At 33.4% G+C, this 470-nt stretch carries 1 protein-coding gene; it reads right to left on the bottom strand.

The annotated features are described in order from the left end of the window. Nucleotides 1-257: plasmid mobilization protein (locus tag RUMCAL_RS15980; protein WP_021682543.1), on the bottom strand; the 257-nt coding region annotated here is incomplete at its 3' end. Between the last annotated feature and the right edge of the window lie 213 nt (nt 258-470).

Here is a 470-nt window from a genome sequence, read left to right as displayed (position 1 = left end):
TTCTGCCGCAGTTCCTCTTTTCGAATATATTCCGTGCCGTCAATACTGTCTGCAATTTCAAGTACCATATTTACAAGCTCCTGCATCCGAACCGCCATTTGTGGTGTAATGCTATTATTCCCATGTACGGCACAATCTACCATATAGCTGCTAAACGTCAGATTCTTTTCCTTTGCTTTTTCTTCAATTTGTTGTACTTGTAACGGGGAAAGCTTAATGCTCTTTGTAATGGATTTCTTTTCTCTTTTACTTCTCATGATAGCTCCTCCTTCTGGTTATGAGATGATATATAATCATGTAATAGTGACATATACTGATATACTATATACTCTATTATGTTATATATCATAACAATATATATGTATACTACTATGTATATCTACTATGATTGATTACTAGACTGAATACTATTGATTGATAATGATTACTATTTTACAAATTCTGCAAGACAGAGGTAATGGTAATACCTC

The organism is Ruminococcus callidus ATCC 27760 (assembly GCF_000468015.1).
Classification (GTDB): domain Bacteria; phylum Bacillota; class Clostridia; order Oscillospirales; family Ruminococcaceae; genus Ruminococcus_C; species Ruminococcus_C callidus.
This window is presented reverse-complemented; position numbering and strand designations above follow the sequence as displayed.